The organism is Caballeronia sp. dw_276 (assembly GCF_018449635.1).
Classification (GTDB): domain Bacteria; phylum Pseudomonadota; class Gammaproteobacteria; order Burkholderiales; family Burkholderiaceae; genus Caballeronia.
In genome coordinates this window covers 73,337-89,782 of record NZ_JAAVUV010000012.1, presented here as the reverse complement: position 1 = coordinate 89,782, position 16,446 = coordinate 73,337, and the positions used below count along the sequence as shown (strand labels likewise).

The following is a 16,446-nucleotide window of genomic DNA, read 5'->3' as shown; positions in this document are numbered from 1 at the left end:
TGACCGATGGCCCGCTTTCGCGGGCCATCGTGCTTTCGAGGAGTTCCATATGAGTGATTCATCGGTATCGGGTCCGCGCAACATCGAACACGGCACGTTCGACGAATGGCCGTCACCGTTGCGTACGCTCTTCGATGGCACGTCGATCGAGACGAAAACGGGGTTCACGGCATCGCTTCTTGCCGCCGATGAAGGCCGCATCCGGACGTCGTTGCTAAGCGTTGGCGAACTGTTTGCGCCCGACCCGGGCAGCGTGTGTTTCTCGTTGTGGCCGCAATCGAGGGCTGCGCGGGTGATATCGAAGACAGGTTCGGCCACGCTGACTTTCGTCTTCGATGAAGCGTTTTTCCAGGTGCAGCTCCAGGCCAAGGTCGTGCCCATGGCGGACTCGCCGGTGACGTGTTTTATCGCGACGATTGAAAGCGGTGAATGGCAAAAAGTTGCTTATGCGCGACTCGTGCAGGAAATTGAATTTGCGTTTGCCGAGGGCCAGGAGAACGCGGTACTCGAACGATGGCGTCACCAGGTGGAAGGATTGAAGCGCGCCGCGAGCGCGGCCGCCTGAAACGAAAACAGCGGAGCCAAATAGCTCCGCTGCCTGAAACCTCACCGCAATTCAATCAACGCCCGCGCTGTCCCGTGCGCGGCGTGTCACGCCGGCCGGCGCCTCCGCCTTCAGTACGTGGCTTGCCGCCCAGCAGTGCCCCAGCTGGCCGTGCGCCTTCGGGCTTGCGCGGCGCGCTGCCATTGCCACCGGTCTTGGCCGCAACGGGCTTCGGCGAACGTGAACCGTTTCCACCGCCGCCGTTGCCATTCCCACCGCCATGTGCCGGCTTGGCCGGACCACGGCCGCCGCCATTCGCCTGCTTCGGCGCGCCCTGACGCGGCGAACCTTGACGCGCACCGCCGCCGCCCTGGCTGCGTCGCAGAATGGGTTCCGGCTTCTGCGTCAGATCAGGCTCGAATCCCGCAATCACTTCCTGCGGAATCGGGCGCTTGATCAGCCGTTCGATGTCCTTGAGCAACTGATGTTCATCGACGCAAACCAGCGATACCGCCTCGCCCGTCGCCCCGGCACGGCCCGTCCGGCCAATCCGGTGAACATAATCTTCCGGCACGTTGGGCAGGTCGAAATTGACCACGTGCGGCAGCTGATCAATATCGATACCGCGCGCCGCAATATCCGTTGCCACGAGCACCTGCAGCGTGTTGTCCTTGAACTCGGCCAACGCGCGCGTACGCGCCGACTGGCTCTTATTGCCGTGAATGGCGAGCGCGCTGATGCCGTCCTTTGTCAACTGTTCGGCCAGACGATTCGCGCCATGCTTCGTACGCGAGAACACCAGCACCTGGAACCAGTTGTTCTGCCGGATCAAATGCGTAAGCAACTCGCGCTTTTTATCGCGATCGACCGGATGGATCTTTTGCGCAATGGCTTCGACCGTCGAATTGCGGCGCGCCACTTCGATCAGTGCCGGCTTGTCGAGCAGGCTGTCGGCGAGGGTCTTGATTTCATCGGAGAAAGTGGCCGAGAACAGCAGGTTCTGGCGTTTCGGCGGCAGCTTGGCGAGCACGCGCTTGATGTCATGGATGAAACCCATGTCGAGCATGCGGTCGGCTTCGTCGAGGACGAGAATCTCGAGCTTCGACAAGTCGATGGTCTTCTGCTGCATGTGATCCAGCAGCCGTCCCGGCGTCGCCACGACAATATCCACGCCGCGCCGCAACGCATCGATTTGCGGATTGATGCCGACGCCACCGAACATTACCGTTGATTTGAGCTTCAGGTACTTGCCGTACGTACGCACGCTTTCTTCGACCTGCGCGGCGAGTTCGCGTGTAGGCGTAAGGATCAGCGCGCGAACCGGGCGCCGCGAGCCGGCCGCAGGGGCGGGCGCCTCTGACAAACGTTGCAGGATAGGCAACGTGAAACCGGCCGTCTTGCCGGTGCCCGTCTGCGCGCCTGCAAGCAGGTCGCCGCCGTTGAGCACGGCGGGTATTGCCTGCGACTGGATAGGCGTAGGAGTGGTGTAGCCCTGTTCGATGACTGCGCGGAGCAAGGGTTCGGACAAGCCGAGGGAATCAAAAGACATAAGTATTCGCAGATTCTGTATGCCGACCGGCGTTGCCGCATAAGCCTCAGTTGAGGAGTGCGCATACGACGATCGAGGAAATCGGGCGGCATGACAATCGGGGCGCTTGCCAAAGAAAAGCAGGAGCGCCGGGAAAGTTGCCGCGAAGATCAACGCGCTATCAAGACACGCTGACTGGCGTTAAGTTGCATTTGAAGCGCACGCGCTTCAAAACTTCAGGCATTGAGTGCCGATCAAGGCAGGCTCACGCAACATAGCGCGCAATGCTGACGAATTGACACAAGCTGCCGCCCAACACGAACAGGTGCCAGATGCCATGGCCGTGCCGGATGCGCTCGTCGTTGATGAAAAAGTAAATGCCGGCGCTGTAGATCAAGCCGCCTGCCAGCAGCCACGCCGTGCCGGCGGGCGGTAACGCTGTAACGAGAGGACGGATGGCTACGAGCGCGAGCCAGCCCATCAACACGTAAATCACCATCGATACACTGCGGGTTCGGCGCCCGAGCGTCAGTTCCTGGACGATGCCAAGAGCAGCGAGCCCCCAGCTTACCCCGAATAGCGACCAGCCCCACGGACCGCGCAACGTAACGAGCGTGAACGGCGTGTAGCTTCCCGCGATCAGCAAGTAGATGGCCGAATGATCGCATTTCTGCAATACAGCTTTGAGCCGCGGGCTGCGGACCCAGTGATAAAGCGTCGAGATTGCGTACAAGGCGAGCAACATTGCGCCATACACGGCAAAGCTCACGATCTTGTACGGATCGCGTTCCAGCGATGCCATGGTCACGAGCGTTGCAAGACCCGCCACCGACAGTACAGTGCCGACAAGATGGGTAACGCTGTTGAACCGCTCACCGACGTGCATCGAAGAACATCCTCACTGCCTTGTGTTGCCTTGTGTTGCCTTGTGTTGCCTTTACTGCGTGCAACGCCTTGCTTGCCCGCTACGAGAATCCGTGAATCCCGAGCATTTTACCGCGAGACGGGCCACTCATTTTTGCAGATCCCGACTCGCTTGATGACGCACAAAAGCCATCCGCAAAAAGAAGAAGGGCGCCGCCCCGACTGCGAGGCCTGCGCCCTTCACTGCATTTTACGCTACTACGTGGACTGGTCTCGTTCGATCAGTCCAGCGGCGCCGAACGCAGGTTGCTCACTTGTTGCGGCGACACCGGCGTACCGTGGTTGCCCCACGACATACGAATGTACGTCACGACCGCAGCCACTTCCGTATCCGACAAGGCTTGCGCAAACGGCGGCATGCCATACGGATGCGGATTGCCTTCCGTGCTCGGCGGATAACCACCGTTGAGCGTCATGCGGATCGGATTGACGGCCGATTGCATCTGGATGGACTGGTTGTTGGCGAGCGGCGGGTAGGCCGGCGGCTTGCCGAGACCGTTCTCCGCGTGGCACTTCGCGCAATTTTCCGTGTAGATCTTCTTGCCCTGGACCAGCAACTCGCCACCGAATTTCTCCGATGTCTCGAACTGCATGGTTTCCGGCGCTTCCTTCTTCTGCGGAATCGACTTGAGGTACGTGGTCATTGCATTGATGTCCGCGTCCGTCATGTATTGCAGGCTGTTGTGAACCACTTCGGCCATTGGGCCGAACACGGCGCCACGCTGCGATACACCCGTCTTCAACAAGTCGTTGATGTCCTTCACGTCCCAGTCGCCAAGACCGGCTTCCTTGTTCGACGTCAAAGACGGCGCATACCAGTTCTGCAGCGGAATCAGTCCGCCGCCGAAGGCTGCGGAACTGACCGGGCCGCCGAGCGGGTTGATCGATGTATGGCACATGCTGCAATGGCCAAGACCTTCGATCAGGTAAGCACCACGGTTCCACTCAACCGACTTCGTTGGGTCCGGCTTGAATTCGCCTTCGCGGAAGAACAGCACGCGCCAGCCAATCAGCATGTTGCGCTGGTTGAACGGGAAGCGCAGTTCGTGCGGACGGCTCGGTTCGTTCACCGGCGGGACCGAGCGCATATACGCGAACATGGCGTCCGAGTCGGCGCGCGTCACCTTGGTATAAGCCGTGAACGGCATGGCCGGATAAAGCAGGCTGCCGTCTTTGGAGCGGCCGTTATGGATAGACCGGTAGAAATCGTCCGATGTCCATTTGCCAATACCGTATTGATCGTCCGGCGTGATGTTCGGCGTGTACATGGTGCCGAACGGCGTCAACATGGGCAGGCCGCCCGCGAACGTCTTGCCGCCGCGAACCGTGTGGCAGGCAATACAGTCGCCGGCGCGCGCCAGATATTCGCCGCGCTTGATCAATTCGGTCTGGTCGGCGGGCACCGCGGCGACAGCGCCGCTCGAATGGAATGCGTCGCCACCCGACCAGAGGGCGGCAGCGGCTGCGGCGGCCGTAAGGACAACAACCGCCGAGAGTGCGAACAGGGACTTGCGTTTCATATTCTTATCGCTCCTCGCGCCTTATTGCGGTTCGCTGCCGCAAGCGAGCGGCATCTTGCGTGAGCCAGCGGGCGCGGGTACCGGATTGGCCGGTGCGGTTTGCGTGGAAAGCCAGGCGGCGACAGCGGTTACGTCGTCGTCGGTCAGGCGGGATGCAATCTGTTGCATGCAGTCAGGCGCTTTCGCGTGACGCGAGCCCGCACGCCAGGCGCCGAGCTGCGCGCTGATGTAGTCGGAGTGCAATCCCACGAGACCCGGAATGGCCGGTTCCATACCTGTAAGCGTTGCGCCGTGACAGGCCGCGCAAGCCGGGATGTTCCGGCTCGGATCGCCATTCAGCACGATCTGCTGGCCCTTCGTGACGGTCGATGCCGACACGGTCGGCTTGGCCGGCTGCGGATACGGCGGGCGCTGTTGCGAAAAATACGTGGCGATCTGGTGAAGGTAGTCGTCGGAGAGGTACGTGACGAGGTAATTCATGGGCGGATACTTCCGGCGGCCTTCACGGAAATTCTGCAACTGGTTGTACAGATAGTCGGCCGGTTTGCCGGCAAGACGCGGGAAATAGTCGTTGTCCGTGCCTTCACCGTGAACGCCGTGGCATGCCGTGCAACCCTGCACGCGTGCTGCCATGGTGTCCGGCGCGACAGGCTGGGCGGCTTGAGCTTCGGCGGCGCCAGCGGCAGCGCTTGCAGTGCCTAAGAGCGCCAGCGCCATTAGCGGGGCGAGCAACGGACGAAAGATGCGTCTTGAAGACACGCGACACTCCATGAATTTCGAGGACCTGCCGAGCTTCGTTCGGCCCGGTGCGAATATGTGGTGAACCATTGCCACATTGGCTCTGCGAGCCTCTGATGCGACGCGGCATTCTATCATCGTTGCCTGATGATGACTATTTGTGCCTTGGCCTGTTGCGTCTGGCTTTCAACCTCTACGCGACAATATGCCGCGCGACCGATCGACAGGGGATTTTGAAACTCTTTAACCATTGGCAGGGCATTGCGTTCGACAAACCATCGACTTGGTTTTAACGGTTCCTTGCAATTTGCTGCGACCGTCCTGCTCGTGCATTCCACGTGCCCGTTCCAGTAGACTCGCGTTCCTGATGCCTCTTCCACGACCATTCACCGAAACTTCAATGTATTCCTTGCTTGCTTTCAGCATGACTCAAATTTCGCAGGTGCGTACGTGAACGGCGATCCACTCTGGTTCGCTCAGGTCGTCATTGCGGCGATCGCCGATATCGCGTTTGCCTGCACGCTCGGCGCGGGATTGCTGAGCGTATGGTTATCGAAGGAGAAGGCGGTCGAGGGTAAATCGCCCGCGCACGCCGGGTGGCGAAAGGCGCGACGCTTGAGCATCGGCGGCGCGATCATGGTGGCGATTGCCGATATCGTGCTTGTTTGGCTGCAGGCGGCATCGATGAGCGGCGCGCCGTTGTTCGATGCGTTTTCAGCCGTGGGCGCCGTGGTGACGGGAACGCACGCGGGCATCGGCTGGGCAATTGCATTTGGCGGCGGCGTGCTGCTCGTGATCGCGATGTTGTCCGCAAACGCGAAGGGCGCTCCGCGGCTCGGGTTGTTCGCGTTGGGCGCGATCGTGGCTGCGGCGGGCAAGGCATCGGTTGGTCATGCTGCCGATGCCGGCGCGTTTTCTATGGCCGAAGGCGTGCAGACCGTGCATTTGCTGGCGACCGCATTGTGGGGCGGCGTGGTGTTCGCGGGGGCGTGGAGCGTGCTGTCGGCGCTGGGGACATCGCTTGCGCGGGCGTTTTTGATTCGCATTGCCGGGAAGATGTCGACCCTGTCCGTGATCGCGGTATCGCTCGTGGTGCTGACCGGGATCTACAACGCGTGGCGCGGACTGGGCGGGTCGGCCGAAGCGCTGCAAACGAGCGCTTGGGGTCAGGCGCTGGTCGTGAAAGCCGTGCTGGTCGCGACCGCGTTGCTGCTCGGCGCAATGAACCGATGGTCCGTGTTGCCGCGATTGCAGCGCACGGCATCCACTGTCGATGCACGCACGTTCACCGGCGTCATGCGCGTGGAAGCGGTTTTGATTGTGGCGGTGTTTGTCGCGGCCGCCGTGTTGTCGCACAGCGTGCCGGGGTTTGCATCGGCGGGATGAAGCGTTGGCGGACGCTTACTCGTAGCCGAGTTTATGACTCACGATGGGCGCGCAGAACAGCGCCAGCGCGCAGCCAATCGCCTTGCCCTGCAACTCGATGAACGCCTTGTGCGACATCGGCGACGAGAACAGAACATCGGCGAGTTGCGGCAGGCAAAACAGCACCGCAGCGCCAATAAAGCACTTCGTGACGACCGACAAACGCCAGTTGTGTTGCGCGCCCATCGCGGCGCAGATCACGCGGAGTACGCCGAACATGACAAGCGCGCCAACGGCCATTTGCGTGCGGATATATTCATCTGGAAGTGTGTACATGCTGGACTCTTTCGCTTTATCGTCGCGCTCTTCCCGGGCGCATGGGTTGGAACATCAGTACACGAGATAATGCAAGACGCGGGCCAGGCGCCGTTATGCATGCAAAGCCTTGCTGCAAAAGGGTTTTTGGACATTCCAATCACCCTTTCTAAACGACGTAACGCGCTGAAAGAGCATGGCTCGACAGCGCGTTACGTAACAACTCCGAAGCAACTTCGAGACGATCCGCTGTCTCGATTAACCGTATTCTACGATGCCTAAGGCAACCGTATCGTACGGTGCGCCGCAATTCTCAGATCACCATTCTGCAACGCTGCCGTCGGCGTGACGCCAGACCGGGTTGCGCCAGCGGTGACCGACCTTCGCCATCTCGCGCACTTTCTCCTCGTTCACCTCGATACCCAAGCCCGGCCCTTGCGGAATCATCACCATGCCGTCCTCGTATTTGAAGACTTCCGGATTCTTGATGTAGTCGAGCAGGTCGTTGCCTTTGTTGTAGTGGATCCCGAGACTTTGCTCCTGGATGAAGGCGTTGTAGCTGACGGCATCGATTTGCAGGCAGGTTGCAAGCGCAATCGGGCCAAGCGGGCAATGCAGGGCGAGAGCGACGTCGTAGGCTTCGGCCATCGATGCGATCTTGCGGCATTCCGTGATCCCGCCCGCGTGCGACGCGTCCGGCTGGATGATGTCCACGTAGCCGCCGGCAAGGATGTGCTTGAAGTCCCAGCGCGAATACAGGCGCTCGCCAAGCGCAATGGGCGTGCTCGTCTGGTTCACGATGTCCCGCAACGCCTCGACGTTCTCCGACAACACCGGCTCTTCGATAAACAGCAGCTTGAACGGATCGAGCTCCTTCGCGAGGACCTTCGCCATTGGCTTGTGCACGCGGCCGTGGAAGTCCACGCCGATGCCGATATTCGGTCCCACCGCTTCACGCACGGCCGCGACGTTGTTGATGACGGCCTGAACCTTGTCGAAGGTATCGATGATCTGAAGTTCTTCCGAACCGTTCATCTTCACGGCCTTGAAACCGCGATCCACGACCGCGCGCGCGTTGTTCGCGACATCGCTTGGACGATCGCCGCCGATCCACGAATACACCTTGATGCGGTCGCGAACCTGACCGCCGAGCAGCGCGTGAATCGGCACGCCATGATGCTTGCCCTTGATGTCCCACAGCGCCTGATCCACGCCCGCAATCGCGCTCATGCCGATCGGGCCGCCACGATAAAACCCCGCCCGATACATCACTTGCCAATGATCTTCGATCAACAGCGGGTCTTTGCCGATGAGGTAATCCGAGAGTTCATCGACCGCTGCGGCGACCGTATGCGCGCGGCCTTCGACCACCGGTTCACCCCAGCCGACGATGCCTTCATCGGTCGTGATCTTCAGAAAACACCAGCGCGGCGGAACGATAAAAGTTTCGAGTTTCGTGATTTTCATGCTGGCGTCTCCTGATTTTTCCGATGAGTGAGGAACGAGGATTCCAATGCTATCAAAATTTTGTTCGATGTGTATATTAATAGTACTATTGGCCGGAAACGCTTGCCAGGAAAGGGCCTGCTCGTGGGTCCGTATAATCGCGTCATTTTTCGACAGAAGGGGAAAGTCATTCAGCACGATCTGCACGGACGCGTCGCGTACGACCTCGGCACCCAAATCCTGCGCGGCGATTTCGCGCCCGCGACCACCTTGCCGCGCGAAGCCGAGCTCATGGAGCGCTTTGGCGTCAGTCGGACCGTGCTGCGCGAGGCGTTGCGGACGCTGACATCGAAAGGATTGATTGAATCGCGGCCCAAGATCGGCACGCGCGTGCGGCCGCGAGACGCGTGGAATCTGCTCGATGCCGACGTGCTCGAGTGGTACTCGCGCGTCGCCAAGCCCATGCAGTTCGCGCTCAAGCTGCAGGAAATGCGCGAGATGATCGAGCCTTATGCCGCCGCTTTGGCTGCCGCGAATCACGATGAACGCGCGATGGCGCGTTTAGCCGAAGCCCACCAGGCGATGCTCGATGCACGCAACATCGACGAATGGGTGCGCGCCGATCTGCGTTTTCATCTAAGCGTGCTGAACGCGTGCAGCAACGAGTTGCTCGTGCCGTTGGGGACATTGATCGAGCGCACGCTCGAGGCGCAATTGCAATTGAATGCGCGGCGGGCGGAAGTTTTCAATGCATCGATGGCCGAACACACGGCCGTTTTCGATGCCATCGCCACCAGGAATTCAGGCGCCGCCCGTGACGCGATGGCCGGTTTGCTCGGCGTGACGCGGGCGCGCATCGAAGGTTGATGAGCGCGCGTTAACGTTTTTGTAAGCCCAGCGATAGTTTCCAATTCGCGATAAAGTCGCGGGTCGGGGCGCGGTTTTGTTGATATCGGTCAAACAGTGAGTAATCAGGACGTGCGCCCTGCACCCATCGCGAGGAGCACGATCTTGCCGCACGTTCCAATCTCCCTTGTGTCGTCTTGGGGCGCCTGGGCCGTGTTCGTCAGCGTGCTCGCCACGCAGCTCGGCGTGCCCATTCCCGCAGCGCCCATGCTCGTCCTCGCCGGCACTTTGGTTGCGGCTGGCGTGGCTTCGTTCTGGCATATGTTGGCTGCTGCGGTGATCGCGGTGGTTATCGCCGATTCTCTTTGGTTCGCCGCTGGACGGCTGTATGGCCGGCGGTTTTTGAACTCGCTTGTGCGCTTCTCCCTTTCCCTCGATACCACCCTGCGTACCGCACGCCACTGGTTCGAGCGCTTCGGCGCGCCTTTGCTTGCGTTGTCCAAATTCGTGCCGGGGCTTGGGCTGGTTTCATCGCCGTTGCTGGGCACCACGCAGATCGATGTGCGCGTGTTCGTGTTCTGGGATCTGGTGGGCGCGACGCTTTGGGCATCGGCATGGATGTTGGGCGGCGCGATCCTGAAGGCTGAAGTCGCGGATTTGCTCGTGTTCGTGCGCACGTATGGGCTGACCGCGCTCGATGTGCTCGCGATGGCTGCGGGGATGTTTTTGGCGTATCGATGGGTTCGCCGCCTGCAGTTCCGCCGATGGCTCGCGAAGTACCGGATATCGCCCGAACAACTCGATGAAATGATGCGCTCCGACGCGCCCCCCGTCATTTTCGATGCCCGGCCGGAAGAGATTCGGCGCAAGGAGGCGCACAGGATCAAGGGCGCGTTGCCGCTGGATCTGCAGGCGTCGGGAAAAATCGATGCGATGTTTCGCGAGCGCGAGGTGGTTGTCTATTGCGTGTGTCCGAATGAGGCGACGGCCAAGCAGATCGTGCGGCGGTTGAAGGCCAAAGGGTTCTCGAATGTGCGGCCGCTGAAGGGCGGGCTCGATGCGTGGGAGAAGAAGGGGTTTCCGGTGGAGGCTATTCCTTCTGGCGGTGGTCGTGCTGCCGATGTGCAGGATGCCGCGTTCGATGATCACGACGCAATGGGCGATATGGTCACCGTTCGGGCTACGGCGCCGGAGTGAGTTTTTTGGCTAGTTAATCGGAGTTGCATCGGATGACGCTGTTGGATGGGGTGGATCCCTCGCAACTTTTTGGCTTGCCCATGCCCGATGTGGCAACGCTCGATCACGGCGTGCAAGTGCCTTTTGTACAGACCGGGCACGAGCACCAGGAAGTCATGCTGTTTATTCACGGCTCGCTTTGCGACTTTCGATACTGGAAGCCGCAGTTGGGGCCGCTCGGGAAGCAGTATCGATGTGTGGCGCCGAGTCTCTCGCATTATTGGCCATCGGGGCGGGTAGGGGCGCTTGGGGTGGCGGGGGATTTACGGCCGTTTAGCTGGGACGCGCACGTCGATGAAATGGGGCAGTTTATCGAGCGGCTGGGGGTGGGCGCGGTGAATGTCGTTGGGCATTCGAGGGGTGGGTGTGTGGCGTTTCATCTGGCCGGGCGGTATCCGGAGATGGTGAAGTCGTTGGTGCTGGCTGATCCGGGTGGGGCGGTGGCTAGGCCTGGTTCTGACTCGATGTCGCGGACGGTTCTCCCTGCGCCGGTGAATGCGCTAAGGGCGAAGGCTGCGGAGTTGATTGCTGCGGGTGAGGTCGATGCGGGGTTGGAGCTTTTCGTGGATTCGGTGAGCCGGCCAGGGTTCTGGGCGCGGAGTCCGAAAGAGTTTCGGGCCATGGCGATGGATAACGCGGATACGTTGGCGCTGCAGTTTCAGGATCCATTGCCGGCTTACGATGCGAGCGCTGCGGCGAGGGTGCGATGCCCTACGCTGCTTATCGATGGCGAAAAAAGTCCAAAGATGTTTCGCGATGCTGTTGGGGCGTTGGAGGGGTGGATCGATGGTGCCAGGCGCGTGACGATCGAAGGGGCGTCGCATGGGATGAATGTGACGCATGCGGGGGTGTTTAATCGGATGCTGAAGGGGCAACTTTGGGTCTAGTGCGGCTTGCACAGCGGTGCAAATAAGCCGTTTTCAAGAGAACGCGACCGGCGTTTCCAGCATCGAAGAGGTTTTCGATATTGGTCGTCCAGTGCACTCATTCGCGCTCAGGCCCTTGCGTATCGGCACCTAGCTACAGTGGAACAACGCCGACCCCGGATCAAATCGAATTTATCGATCTCATTGGTAACGAGTTAATCCAAAATGGCTCAAGGATGTATCGCGCGCAGAAGTGAGTTTCGCGTTGACTCAAGTGAACGAGCTAGTCACAGGTTTAGAACCTTTCTGTGTCAGGGCTGCGGCGTAACGTTGCAGAAGCTGCGGTAATCAATGTCGCTGCGCGCGGCCAGCGAGTGCGGGTTGAGTCGTCCCTTATGCATCCCCTTCACAAGTTGATTGTCTCGTCGCCTCAATCAACGTTTGGTCGTCCGCCCTTTAAGGCAATAGTGACCCAGTTCCGGGTTTTCATGAGATCCGTCCCTTTTCTCAGTTGCGCAAGTAGATACGCTGTATACACGTTCAATTAAAGTGCGCTATCATTGAATCGACGCAGCATCTACTGGACGCCGAAATTGGCATGAATGGTTGCGGAAATCGCTGATAAGGAGTCGACGTATGCCACTTCAACAGGTAAGGCGTTGGGGCAACAGCCTTGCTGTCAGGATTCCCGCAGGTCTCGCAGACATTCTGCGCCTGCAGGAGAACACCGACGTAGAGGTGAGCGCGGAGAATGGCGCTCTTATGATTAAACCAGCGGGCGTGAGGAAATTCTCGATGGCGCGCTTTCTTGAGGAAGGTCCGGCGCGCAAGCGAGAGCGACAGGTCGATCCGTTGCTGGACGACGAGCCAATGGGTTCAGAGGCCGGTGGTCCGAATGATCCCAGTCGCAATGATGTGTGGTGATAGATGGACTATGGCATTCCAGAGGCAGGTCAGGTGTGGTGGGTGCAGTTAGCTCCAACTATGGGAACCGAGCAGAGCGGCAAGCGGCCGTTTCTTGTGATTAGCCCGAAAGCCGTGAACGGCGTGATCCATGGGGTTATCGGGGTGACGATCTCGAGGACGAATCATGAGTGGCAAACCGAAATTCCGCTATCGACTCTGCCCGAATCTTGCGTCGCTCAGGCCGACCAGATTCGGTCGGTAGACATTGAGGCTAGAAAGGCGGAATTTCGCGGACACAAGGTTACAGAAGCGGAGCTGGAATCAGTTAGAGATGCGGTGCGAATGCTGATTGGTCTGTAGGTGACAGGGGCTCGGAAACGAGCCCTTTGCTATTGAATCAATCGAGGGATGGCGACGCGTTAGCGGATCGGAAATCTGGAGCGGAACGCATAAGGAACCAATGCCTCGGCGCTGAAGATTTGGTATCCGCCGGGGCCGATACCCAGTTCGTGTCTAGCGATCAACCAAACAAAAAGCCGCCACTTCTTTCGAAGCAGCGGCTTTCTTTACAACTTGGTGGCGAATCAGGGATTCGAACCCCGGACCTGCGGATTATGATTCCGTCGCTCTAACCGGCTGAGCTAATTCGCCAAGAGATCGAGATTATGAAGAGGGTTGCAAAACCTGTCAACCCCTTCCAAGCCGATTCTTATCGACAATTCAGACGATCACGGACGATCAATCCGAGTCATAAACCGCCGTCCCACGGGTCTCCTTCACGAACAGCATCCCGATCACGAACGCTGCCACAGCGATCACAATCGGATACCACAGCCCCGAGAAAATATTCCCCTTCGCTGCCACGATGGCAAACGCAGTAGCCGGCAAGAACCCGCCGAACCAGCCATTGCCAATGTGATACGGCAACGACATCGACGTGTACCGAATCCTCGCCGGGAACATCTCAACGAGCATCGCGGCAATCGGACCATAAACCATCGTCACGTAGATCATCATGATGGTCAGGATCACGATAGCCATCGGCCAGTTGATCAGCGCCGGATCGGCCTTCGCCGGATAACCCGCCGACTTCAGCGTACCGGCCAGCGTCTTGTCGAACGTAGCGCCCTGGACCTTGGCATCGGCGGCCTTGCCGTCATACGTGTTCACCACCGTGTCGCCCACCTTGATCTGCGCGAGCGTCCCGGCCGGCGCGGCCACGTTCTCGTAGTTCAAACCGGCCTTCGACAACGCGCTCTTGGCAATATCGCAGGAACTCGTGAACTTCGATGTACCCACCGGGTTGAACTGGAACGAGCACTCGTCGGGGTTGGCAATGACGGTGATCGGCGACTTGATGGTCGCGGCTTCGAGCGTCGGGTTCGTGTAGTGAGCGAGCGCGTGGAAGAGCGGGAAGTACGTCAGCGCCGCAATCAGGCAGCCCGCCATGATGATCGGCTTGCGGCCGATCTTGTCGGACAGCGACCCGAAGAACAGGAAGAACGGCGTGCCGATCAACAACGCCACCGCCACCATGATGTTGGCGCTGGTGCCATCGACCTTCAGCGTCTGCGTCAGGAAAAACAGCGTGTAGAACTGGCCCGTGTACCACACCACGGCTTGTCCCATCGTCAGGCCGAAGAGCGCGAGCAACACGATCTTCAGGTTTTTCCATTGACCGAACGCTTCGGTCAGCGGCGCCTTCGACGTCTTGCCTTCGGCCTTGATGCGCTCGAAAACCGGCGATTCGTGCAGCTTCAGGCGAATCCAGACGGATACGGCGAGCAGCAGTATCGAGACAAGGAACGGAATGCGCCAGGCCCACGCGCCGAACGTTTCCTCGCCCACCACGCTGCGTACCACGAGGATCACGATCAGCGAGATGAATAGGCCAAGCGTGGCCGTGGTCTGGATCCACGCCGTCCACGCGCCGCGCTTGTTGGAAGGCGCATGTTCCGCAACGTAGGTCGCGGCGCCGCCGTATTCGCCGCCGAGCGCGAGCCCTTGCAGCAGTCGCATCGCGATGAACAACACGGGGGCCGCTATGCCTATCGATGCGTATCCGGGCAGCAAGCCGACCACGAACGTCGACAAACCCATGATCACGATGGTCACAAGGAACGTGTATTTGCGGCCGACCATATCGCCGAGACGCCCGAACACGATCGCGCCGAACGGACGCACGGCGAAGCCCGCCGCGAAGCCGAGCAAGGTGAAGATGAAGGCGGCAGTCGGGTTGACGCCGGAGAAGAAGGTCTTGCTGATATAGATGGCGAGCGAGCCCGCCAAGTAGAAGTCATACCACTCGAACACCGTGCCCAGCGATGACGCGAAAATCACGCGCCGTTCTTCGCTGGTCATCGGCGCGTGGGAAATGCGCCCCTCGATCGTCGCCATGAATCGTCTCCAGATCTTGATCTTTAATGTGGTCCCGCGGATGGCGGCACCGTGCACCGATTATTGGAGTGAAAACTTACGGCGTTCTGACGTGATCAGAGGGTGTGGTTTTTTGAGTGCGGGTAGACGTGTTGTCTTAACGTCGCCTAATTAATGGTCTATTGCTGCGTTTACGCTGCTAAAACCTCCGAAATCCACGATTATTTATGTTCAGCCGAAACGCGCGCTCAGGGTTTGTCCCGGGCAGGATAAACCCGCTGTAACCCAACTCTGACAAGCGTTCCCGCTCGGCGGGGCGCTTCTCCGTACAGGTGATCCTCTATGTCGAGCGTGCCGCGGTGCATCGTCACGATCTCCCGTACGATCGCCAACCCCAATCCACTGCCTTCGCCTTCGCGGCCAAGAATCCGATAAAACCGCTCGATCACACGCGTCCTTTCAGCCGCCGGGATGCCCAATCCCGTGTCCTCGACTTCGAGAAAAACGCGGCGCGTGTCCGAATCCTCGGTGCGCACGCGGACCGTTATCCGCCCACCGGGCGGGGTATAGCGGATGGCGTTATCGATAAGATTCGACAGCATCTCGCGCAGCATCACCACGTTGCCCTCGACCTCGACCGGATGCGGCGGTTCTTCGTATCCGATATCCATCCGCTTCGCCAACGCCGCCTGCACCCAGTCGCGCACGGCGAGCCGCGCAAGATCGGTGAGTTCGACGCGCGAGAAGATCTGCCCGGTCATCCGGTTTTCAGCGCGAGCCAGCGCGAGCAGTTGCGTGACGAGTCGCGCCGCATGTTCGGAACTCGTCGCGATCTGCTCCAGCGAGCGCTGCACTTCGGCAGGTACGTCCTGCCGAAGCGCCAGTTCGGCTTGCGTGCGCAAACCGGCGAGCGGCGTTTTCATCTGATGGGCGGCATCGGCTATGAAGCGTTTTTGCAGCTCCATGTTCTGCTCGAGCCGGTTGAGCAAATCGTTAAACGATGCCACCAGCGGCGCGATTTCCGGCGGCGCGCGGCTGGCTTCGAGCGGTGAAAGATCGTCCGGACGACGCGCCCGGATATTCGATTGCAGCGCGTGCAGCGGCGCGAGTCCGCGCGAAAGCCCGAACCACACGAGCACGATCGCCAGCGGCAAGATCACGAACTGCGGCAGGATCACGCCCTTGATGATGTCGTTGGCCAACTGGCTGCGTTTATCGAGCGTCTCGGCCACCTGGACGAGCACCGGTTGCGGCAATGAAGGCAGCTCGACCGTTGTATAGGCGACGCGGATATCGTTGCCACGCAGCACGTCGTCACGAAATTCCACAATGCCCGGTTGCGGGCGGTCGTCGTCGTGGGGAAGGGGCATATCGGCGTCGCCGCCCACCAGTTCGCCTCGTGTGCCGAGTATCTGGAAGAAGACGCTATCGACGTTATCTGCCCTCAGGAAATCACGCGTGGCGTTCGGCAAACGCAATTCGGCTACGCCGTTTACCGGCTGGATTTGCCGGGCGAGCACGTAGGCATCCGTTTCAAGCGCGCGGTCGAACGGCCCGTTGGCAATCGACTTCGCGACCAGATACGTGACGGCGATGCTCATCGGCCAAAGCAAAAGCAACGGCGCGAGCATCCAGTCGAGAATCTCGCCGAACAGCGAACGCGGCGCCGGCTCGCCGTCGGGTTCGAGCTCATCGGGCGGCGCGAACGGGTTGGCGTAACGCGCGTCACGAGACACGTCGGGGTCTGCGATGGGTGCATCGAGCAGATCCGGCGACGGGTGCGGCGACTCGCGCAACGCCTGGGCGGCACGCTTGGAAGTAGCGGGCGAGCCCATG

The 16,446-nt window shown here is 60.1% G+C and carries 15 protein-coding genes and 1 tRNA gene; 7 read left to right on the top strand and 9 right to left on the bottom strand.

Annotated features, from left to right (window positions below; genetic code table 11):
- Positions 1 to 49 precede the first annotated feature (49 nt).
- Positions 50 to 565, top strand: a complete 516-nt coding sequence (locus tag HB633_RS23685; protein WP_213780556.1) for a hypothetical protein — start codon at positions 50 to 52, stop codon at positions 563 to 565.
- Between the two features lie 55 nt (positions 566 to 620).
- On the opposite strand, the gene HB633_RS23680 is transcribed toward HB633_RS23685, so the two are convergent.
- From HB633_RS23680 to HB633_RS23665, 4 genes are all read right to left on the bottom strand, one after another.
- A complete protein-coding gene (locus tag HB633_RS23680) occupies positions 621 to 2,093 on the bottom strand; it encodes a DEAD/DEAH box helicase (RefSeq protein WP_213780555.1) in 1,473 nt (490 codons plus the stop codon).
- A gap of 244 nt (positions 2,094 to 2,337) precedes the next feature.
- Positions 2,338 to 2,958 (bottom strand): hemolysin III family protein, encoded by a 621-nt coding sequence (locus tag HB633_RS23675; protein WP_061998558.1) that lies wholly within the window; start codon positions 2,956 to 2,958, stop codon positions 2,338 to 2,340.
- Positions 2,959 to 3,217: 259 nt separating this feature from the next.
- Complete coding sequence (locus tag HB633_RS23670) at positions 3,218 to 4,516, bottom strand: cytochrome c (RefSeq protein WP_213780554.1); 1,299 nt, start codon at positions 4,514 to 4,516, stop codon at positions 3,218 to 3,220.
- Positions 4,517 to 4,537: 21 nt separating this feature from the next.
- A complete protein-coding gene (locus tag HB633_RS23665; protein WP_213780553.1) occupies positions 4,538 to 5,287 on the bottom strand; it encodes a c-type cytochrome in 750 nt (249 codons plus the stop codon).
- 417 nt (positions 5,288 to 5,704) lie between these two features.
- Here HB633_RS23665 and HB633_RS23660 point away from each other — a divergent pair, with 417 nt between their 5' ends.
- A complete protein-coding gene (locus HB633_RS23660) occupies positions 5,705 to 6,640 on the top strand; it encodes a CopD family protein (RefSeq protein WP_213780552.1) in 936 nt (311 codons plus the stop codon).
- Between the two features lie 15 nt (positions 6,641 to 6,655).
- Here HB633_RS23660 and HB633_RS23655 read toward each other — a convergent pair whose 3' ends face one another.
- Entirely contained in the window at positions 6,656 to 6,955 is a 300-nt protein-coding gene (locus tag HB633_RS23655; RefSeq protein WP_213780551.1) for a hypothetical protein, read from the bottom strand.
- A gap of 297 nt (positions 6,956 to 7,252) precedes the next feature.
- Positions 7,253 to 8,401, bottom strand: coding sequence for a galactonate dehydratase (gene dgoD, locus HB633_RS23650; RefSeq protein ID WP_031359553.1), 1,149 nt, complete (start codon positions 8,399 to 8,401; stop codon positions 7,253 to 7,255).
- 123 nt (positions 8,402 to 8,524) lie between these two features.
- Between dgoD and HB633_RS23645 the strand changes: the two genes are divergently transcribed.
- The 5 genes from HB633_RS23645 (at position 8,525) to HB633_RS23625 (ending at position 12,594) form a co-directional block, all read left to right on the top strand.
- Entirely contained in the window at positions 8,525 to 9,247 is a 723-nt protein-coding gene (locus HB633_RS23645; RefSeq protein WP_346730352.1) for a FadR/GntR family transcriptional regulator, read from the top strand.
- A gap of 144 nt (positions 9,248 to 9,391) precedes the next feature.
- The gene (locus HB633_RS23640; protein ID WP_213780550.1) at positions 9,392 to 10,423 is read left to right on the top strand and encodes a DedA family protein/thiosulfate sulfurtransferase GlpE; all 1,032 of its coding nucleotides are present in this window, start codon (positions 9,392 to 9,394) and stop codon (positions 10,421 to 10,423) included.
- A gap of 80 nt (positions 10,424 to 10,503) precedes the next feature.
- Positions 10,504 to 11,349 carry an alpha/beta hydrolase gene (locus HB633_RS23635; RefSeq protein WP_213780669.1) on the top strand — a complete coding sequence of 282 codons (846 nt, stop codon included), beginning with the start codon at positions 10,504 to 10,506 and terminating at the stop codon, positions 11,347 to 11,349.
- Positions 11,350 to 11,964: 615 nt separating this feature from the next.
- Positions 11,965 to 12,252 carry an AbrB/MazE/SpoVT family DNA-binding domain-containing protein gene (locus tag HB633_RS23630; protein ID WP_213780549.1) on the top strand — a complete coding sequence of 96 codons (288 nt, stop codon included), beginning with the start codon at positions 11,965 to 11,967 and terminating at the stop codon, positions 12,250 to 12,252.
- A 3-nt stretch (positions 12,253 to 12,255) separates the two neighbouring features.
- On the top strand, positions 12,256 to 12,594 hold the full coding sequence (locus HB633_RS23625) for a type II toxin-antitoxin system PemK/MazF family toxin (protein ID WP_213780548.1): 339 nt from the start codon (positions 12,256 to 12,258) through the stop codon (positions 12,592 to 12,594).
- 214 nt (positions 12,595 to 12,808) lie between these two features.
- Here HB633_RS23625 and HB633_RS23620 read toward each other — a convergent pair.
- From HB633_RS23620 to HB633_RS23610, 3 genes are all read right to left on the bottom strand, one after another.
- Positions 12,809 to 12,885 (bottom strand) — tRNA-Met (locus HB633_RS23620).
- Between the two features lie 87 nt (positions 12,886 to 12,972).
- Positions 12,973 to 14,631 carry an MFS transporter gene (locus HB633_RS23615; RefSeq protein WP_213780547.1) on the bottom strand — a complete coding sequence of 553 codons (1,659 nt, stop codon included), beginning with the start codon at positions 14,629 to 14,631 and terminating at the stop codon, positions 12,973 to 12,975.
- A 227-nt stretch (positions 14,632 to 14,858) separates the two neighbouring features.
- Positions 14,859 to 16,445: a sensor histidine kinase N-terminal domain-containing protein gene (locus HB633_RS23610; protein WP_255581090.1), complete on the bottom strand. Its 1,587-nt coding sequence runs from the start codon at positions 16,443 to 16,445 to the stop codon at positions 14,859 to 14,861.
- Position 16,446 lies beyond the last annotated feature (1 nt).